5 protein-coding genes are annotated in these 6,305 nt (G+C 69.3%); 2 read left to right on the top strand and 3 right to left on the bottom strand.

The annotated features are described in order from the left end of the window. The coding region (locus NQ160_RS16335; protein WP_257516225.1) for an alkaline phosphatase family protein at nucleotides 1-812 on the bottom strand (812 nt) is incomplete at its 3' end. Nucleotides 813-880: 68 nt separating this feature from the next. On the opposite strand from NQ160_RS16335, the gene NQ160_RS16340 reads away from it, so the two are divergent. Then, on the top strand, nucleotides 881-3,358 hold the full coding sequence (locus tag NQ160_RS16340; RefSeq protein ID WP_257516226.1) for a DNA gyrase/topoisomerase IV subunit A: 2,478 nt from the start codon (nucleotides 881-883) through the stop codon (nucleotides 3,356-3,358). 34 nt (nucleotides 3,359-3,392) lie between these two features. Here the strand turns inward: NQ160_RS16340 and NQ160_RS16345 are convergent, their stop codons facing one another. Together NQ160_RS16345 and NQ160_RS16350 are read right to left on the bottom strand one after the other, a co-directional pair. After that, nucleotides 3,393-3,776: a hypothetical protein gene (locus NQ160_RS16345; protein WP_257516227.1), complete on the bottom strand. Its 384-nt coding sequence runs from the start codon at nucleotides 3,774-3,776 to the stop codon at nucleotides 3,393-3,395. A gap of 76 nt (nucleotides 3,777-3,852) precedes the next feature. Continuing rightward, nucleotides 3,853-5,937 carry a DNA gyrase/topoisomerase IV subunit B gene (locus NQ160_RS16350; protein ID WP_257516229.1) on the bottom strand — a complete coding sequence of 695 codons (2,085 nt, stop codon included), beginning with the start codon at nucleotides 5,935-5,937 and terminating at the stop codon, nucleotides 3,853-3,855. Between the two features lie 194 nt (nucleotides 5,938-6,131). Here NQ160_RS16350 and NQ160_RS16355 point away from each other — a divergent pair. After that, the coding region (locus NQ160_RS16355) for a DUF7455 domain-containing protein (RefSeq protein WP_441338267.1) at nucleotides 6,132-6,305 on the top strand (174 nt) is incomplete at its 3' end.

A 6,305-nucleotide genomic window follows, 5' to 3' on the forward strand; every position in this document is an offset into this window, starting at 1 on the left:
CCGATCACCCGCACGCCGTCGGTGAGTCCGTCGCCGTCGCGCAGCAGCAGGTGGCGGTGCCGCGGCACGTCGACCATCCCGTGATCGGCGGTGACGACGACACCGGTGCGTGGCGCGACGAGCTGCGAGAGTCGCCGCGCCGCGGCATCCACCCGCTCCAACCCCGCCGACCACTCGTCGGACTCCCACCCGTGGCGGTGGCCGAGCGAATCCAGCTCGGGCGCGTAGAGGTAGACGAGGGCGCCCGGATGCCGGGCCGCCGCGTCGGCCGCGCGCTCGATGCGTTCGTCGAGGTCGTCGGCCCCGACGAACGTGGCCCCGCGAAGAGTCGCCTCGGTGAATCCGGTGTTCGCGTACTCGGACTTCGTGACGACGAAGCAGGGCCGTCCCGCGCGGGACTCCCGTGCGAAGAGAGGCTCAGCGCGCTGCCACGTCAGCGGGTCGAGGCCGTGGCTCTCCCAGCCCTTGAGCTGGTTGGGGGCCTCGTCGGTCCCGGGAATGCGCAGGCGGTACCCGACGATGCCGTGCGTACCCGGCTCGACCCCGGTCAGCAGGCTGGTGAGGGCGGCGGCGGTGGTGCTCGGGAACACCGTGTGCGCGAGGTCCTTCTTGGTCATCGCGCCGGCGAGGAAGCGGGCGTGTCCGGAGCGGGCGGCGAGGTTGGAGCGGCCCAACCCGTCGACGACGAAGACGATCGCGCTCTGGGCGGGCGGCAGCCAGTCGTCCTCGCCGGCGAGCGACGCCCGCAGGTGCGTGACGACGCCGGTGAGGTTCCGGGCCGCGGCCGGGTCCGCAGGTAGGCTGGAAGACATCGCGGCCAGTCTCCCATACGGGGTCGACGGCCCACTCTCCCCCGTCACCCGAGGACGCAACACCGTACATGGCCGCATCGCGCAAAGCCCCCGCCCCCGCCGCCGCCCTCGTCGAGCGCATCGAGGACGTGGACGTCTCCACCGAGATGCAGGGCTCGTTCCTGGAGTACGCCTACTCCGTCATCTACTCGCGCGCGCTGCCCGATGCCCGCGATGGGCTCAAGCCCGTGCAGCGGCGCATTCTGTACCAGATGGCCGAGATGGGCCTGCGGCCAGACCGTGGACACGTCAAGAGCGCCCGTGTCGTCGGCGAGGTGATGGGAAAGCTCCATCCCCACGGTGACACCGCGATCTACGACGCGCTGGTGCGCCTGGCGCAGCCGTTCGCACTGCGCGTGCCCCTCGTCGACGGACACGGCAACTTCGGATCACTCGACGACGGCCCGGCTGCCGCGCGCTACACCGAAGCCCGCCTCGCGCCGTCGGCGCTGGCGCTGACCGAGAGCCTCGACGAAGACGTCGTGGACTTCGTGCCGAACTACGACGGGCAGTTCCAGCAGCCCGAAGTTCTCGCCGCCGCGTTCCCGAACCTGCTCGTCAACGGCACCACCGGCATCGCCGTCGGCATGGCCACCAACATGGCACCGCACAACCTCATCGAGGTGGTCGGCGCGGCCGTGCATCTGCTCGACAACCCCGAGGCCACGCTCGAAGAGCTCATGGAGTTCGTTCCGGGGCCGGACCTGCCCGGCGGTGGCGTGATCGTCGGTCTCGACGGGGTGAAGGATGCCTACGCCACTGGCCGCGGCACCTTCCGCACCCGCGCGAAGGTCTCGATCGAGTCCCTGGGGCCGCGGCGCACCGGTCTGGTCGTGACCGAGCTGCCGTACATGGTCGGGCCGGAGCGGGTGATCGAGAAGATCAAGGACGCTGTGACGTCCAAGAAGCTCACCGGCATCTCCGACGTCGCCGACTTCACCGACCGCAACAACGGCCTGCGTCTGGTCATCGGCATCAAGACCGGCTTCGACCCGCAGGCCGTGCTCACCCAGCTCTACCGGCTCACGCCGTTGGAGGACTCGTTCGGCATCAACAACGTCGCCCTGGTGGAGGGCCAGCCGCAGACGCTCGGGCTGAAGGAGCTGCTGCAGGTCTACCTGCAGCACCGTCTGCAGGTCGTCACGCGCCGCAGCCGGTATCGGCTGGCGCGCCGACAGGACCGGCTCCACCTTGTGGAGGGTCTGCTCATCGCGATCCTCGACATCGACGAGGTCATCCAGGTCATCCGTGCCTCCGATGACAGCGACCAGGCCCGCACACGCCTCATGGACGTGTTCGACCTGTCGCAGGCGCAGGCGGAGTACATCCTCGAGCTGCGGCTGCGTCGGCTCACCAAGTTCTCGCGCGTGGAGCTCGAGGCCGAGCGTGATCAGCTCAAGGCCGAGATCGCCCACCTCGAGGAGCTGCTGGCCAGCGAGGTGCTGCTGCGCGCGCAGGTGGCCCGCGAGCTCGACGCCGCGGCCGAGACCTTCGGCACGCCGCGGCGCACGCTGCTGCTCAACGGCGGTCCGCCGGTGTCGGCCCGCTCGCGCGCCGCCGCTCCGGCCGATCTGCAGATCGCCGACGCGCCCTGCCGCGTCTTCCTCTCGGCCACCGGGCGCATGGTCCGCGCCGACCTGCGCAGCGACGTGGACGGCGACGGCGGAACCGGCATCGTGCCGCCGGCGCGCCGCAGCAAGCACGACGCGGTCCGCTGCAGCGTGGACACCACCACGCGCGGCGACCTCGGCGCCGTGACCAGTGCGGGACGCCTCGTGCGCTTCTCCCCCGTCGACCTGCCCTCAGTGCCGGGCAACTCGGTGCAGCTGGCGGCCGGCACCCGGGCCGACCAGTACCTCGGCCTCAGCAGCGGCGAGCATGTCCTCGCGATCGTGCCGTTGTCGGAGGACCCGCCGATCGCGCTCGGCACGGCGCAGGGCGTGGTCAAGCGCGTCGCCGCCAGCGAGATCGGCAACAAGCACGATGTCGAGATCATCGCGCTCAAGCCCGGCGACCGCGTGGTGGGCGCGGCAGTCGCCCCCGACGACTCCCAGCTCGTCTTCGTCACCACCGATGCGCAGCTGCTGCGCTTCGAAGCGACCGCGGTGCGCCCCCAGGGTCGGTCGGCCGGCGGCATGGCCGGCATCCGCCTCGCCGATGGGCAGCACGTGATCTTCTTCGGCGTGGTCGACGCGGGCGCCGAGGACGAGGCGGTCGTGGTGACGATCGCCGACACCTCGCAGACCCTGACGGGAACGGATGCCGGCAGCGGCAAGGTCTCCGCCCTGTCGGAGTACCCGACGAAGGGGCGCTCCACTGGCGGTGTGCGGGCTCAGCGCTTCCTGAAGGGCGAGGACACCCTCTCGCTCGCGTGGGTGGGCGTCGAGCCGCGTGCGGTCGGTCCGGACGGCGCCGTGCGCACGCTCGCCGCGCCGGGCGCGAAGCGCGACGCCTCGGGTCAGCCGCTGGAAGACGTCATCGGCGCCGTCGGCACCGTCATCTCCTGACGATCGCTGAGCGAGGGAGCGCAGCTGCGCTCGCTCACCTACCGGTGGTGCGGTGGGTGTTCAGCGACTGGATGATCGGATCGGTGACATCCCGCAGGTCATCCGCTTCACCGTCAACGGCGGACAGCCGCGCAATCAGAGCACGTTTCGCCGCCCGCCGGTCGATACCCTCCGGCAGTTCGAACGCGAGCACGTCGAAGTCCCGATCGTCGTACTGAGGGACGCTCGCCCGCACTCGTCCGAGTTGAGGATCCTCACTCGCGAGGTGCAGATGCGCCCGCAACTCGGGATCGAAGCCCGTACCGCCGACGTAGGCGACTGCGCCGGTGTTGACGTCGATCCAGACGTAGAGCCAGGATCCGGTGGGCCGCACATGCCCCTTGCGGACGGGGATGACGCGCGGGTGGCTCAGGGTCATCTGCCCACCTTATTGATCGGTGGCTCCTGCGAGCGGGTCGTTTCGTCTCGCTGCGCTCGCTCACCGACCGAAGGGATCAGGCGTCGATGCGCTCGCGGCCGAGCCGGTCGCTGGATTCGACGATGAACTCACGCCGGGGGGCCACGTCGCTTCCCATCAGCAGCTCGAACACCGAATTGGCGGCGTCGGCATCCTGCAGGCGCACGCGGCGCAGCGTCCGCCCGGCCCGGTCCATCGTGGTGGTTGCGAGCTGATCGGCATCCATCTCACCCAGACCCTTGTACCGCTGGATCGGTTCCTGCCAGCGCTTGCCCGCCTTGGTGAGCTTGGCAAGCAGGGCGTGCAGCTCCGCCTCGCTGTAGGTGTAGATCGTCTCGTTCGGCTTGGAGCCGGGATTGACCACGATGACGCGGTGCAGCGGCGGCACCGCCGCGTACACACGGCCCTCCTCGATCAGGGGGCGCATGTAGCGGAAGAAGAGCGTCAGCAGCAGCGTGCGGATGTGGGCACCATCGACGTCGGCGTCACTCATCAGGATGATCTTGCCGTAGCGGGCGGTGCTGAGGTCGAAGGACCGCCCCGAGCCGGCGCCGATCACCTGGATGATCGCTGCGCACTCGGCATTGGAGAGCATGTCGCTCACGGACGCCTTCTGCACGTTGAGGATCTTGCCGCGGATGGGAAGCAGCGCCTGATACTCGCTGTTGCGCGCGTGCTTGGCGGTTCCCAGGGCAGAGTCGCCCTCGACGATGAACAGCTCGGACTCTGCGACGTCGTTCGTGCGGCAGTCGGCGAGCTTGGCGGGGAGCGACGAGGATTCCAGGGCGTTCTTGCGCCGCTGCGTCTCTTTGTGGGTGCGCGCGGAGATGCGCGCCTTCATCTCCGAGACGACCTTGTCGAGCACCAGAGCCGTCTGGGTCTTGTCGTCGCGCTTGGTGGAGGTGAACCGCGCGGTCAGTTCGCGCGTGACGACGTTCGCGACGATCTGACGCACGGCCGGGGTGCCCAGGATCTCCTTGGTCTGCCCCTCGAACTGAGGCTCGGCCAGCCGCACGGTCAGCACGGTCGTGAGGCCCGCGAGGATGTCGTCCTTCTCGATCTTGTCGTTGCCGACCTTGAGGCGCCGGGCATTCTGCTCGACCTGGGCGCGCAGCACCTTCATGAGGCCCTGCTCGAAGCCCTGCTGGTGAGTCCCGCCCTTGGGGGTGGCGATGATGTTCACGAAGGAGCGGGTGACGGTGTCGTAGCCGGTGCCCCAGCGCAGCGCGATGTCGACCACGCACTCCCGCTCCACATCGGTGGGGACCATCGCGCCCGTCGGCTGCAGCACCGGCACCGTCTCGGTGAACGTTCCGGTGCCGGAGAGCCGCCATACGTCGGTGACGGCCGCGTCGGGCGCGAGGAACTCCGCGAACTCCGAGATGCCGCCGTCGAACCGGTAGCTGGTCTCGACCGCCTCATCGCCGCGCGCGGTGCCGCGTTCGTCACGGATGACGATCTCGAGCCCGGGGACGAGGAAGGCCGTCTGGCGGGCGCGCTGCACGAGCTCGTCGAGGTTGAACGCGGCATCCTTCGTGAAGATCTGCCGGTCCGCCCAGTAGCGGATGCGCGTTCCGGTGACGCCCTTGCGGGTCTTGCCGGCCAACCGCAGTTCGCTGGCGCGTTCGAAGGGGCTGAACGGGGAGTCGGGGGTCGGGCCGGCGAAGTTGCCCGGCTCTCCACGGTGGAACGACATCGCCCACGTCTTGCCGCCGCGGTCCACTTCGACGTCCAGGCGTTCGGACAGGGCATTGACGACCGAAGCGCCGACACCATGAAGGCCACCGGATGCCGCGTAAGAGCCGCCGCCGAACTTGCCGCCGGCGTGCAGCTTCGTGAAGACGACCTCAACACCGGACAGCCCGGTCCGCGGCTCGATGTCGACAGGGATGCCGCGTGCGCGGTCACGCACCTCGACGCTGCCGTCGGAGTGAAGGACGATGTCGATGCGGTCGCCGTGCCCGCCGAGGGCCTCGTCGACGGAGTTGTCGATGATCTCCCAGAGGCAGTGCATGAGGCCGCGCGAGTCGGTCGAGCCGATGTACATGCCGGGCCGCTTGCGTACGGCCTCGAGACCTTCCAATACCTGGAGATGATGGGCGGAGTACTCGGAAGTCACAATCCTCAAGATTATCCGGGGCGGCCGACAGCAGGCCCTCGACACACTCGGCCGACAGCAGACTGACACGCCCGGCGCGGTCGCGGGCGTACGCGCTGAGCGAAATGTCCCTGCCGCGGGGCATGATTCGGAGGTCTGCGTGGTTGTATGTGGAGACCGACAGCAGCGCGACATCCCGAGGAGGCACCGAGATGAGCATGACCTCAACACACGACCACCAGACCGCCGTCCTCGACTACCGCCTGACCGCGGCCGACCGATGCGATTCCTGCGGAGCGCAGGCGTACATCGCCGCAGAGGTGAACGGCAGCGAACTGCTCTTCTGCGCTCACCACGGGCGCAAGTACGAAGAGAAGCTGCGTGCCGTCGCC

It is taken from the genome of Microbacterium sp. zg.Y909 (assembly GCF_024626565.1).

Coding starts and splice junctions, on each gene's coding strand:
- NQ160_RS16340 (WP_257516226.1), top strand. CDS start 881: ATGGCCGCATCGCGCAAAGCCCCCGCCCCCGCCGCCGCCCTCGTCGAG.
- NQ160_RS16345 (WP_257516227.1), bottom strand. CDS start 3,776: ATGACCCTGAGCCACCCGCGCGTCATCCCCGTCCGCAAGGGGCATGTG.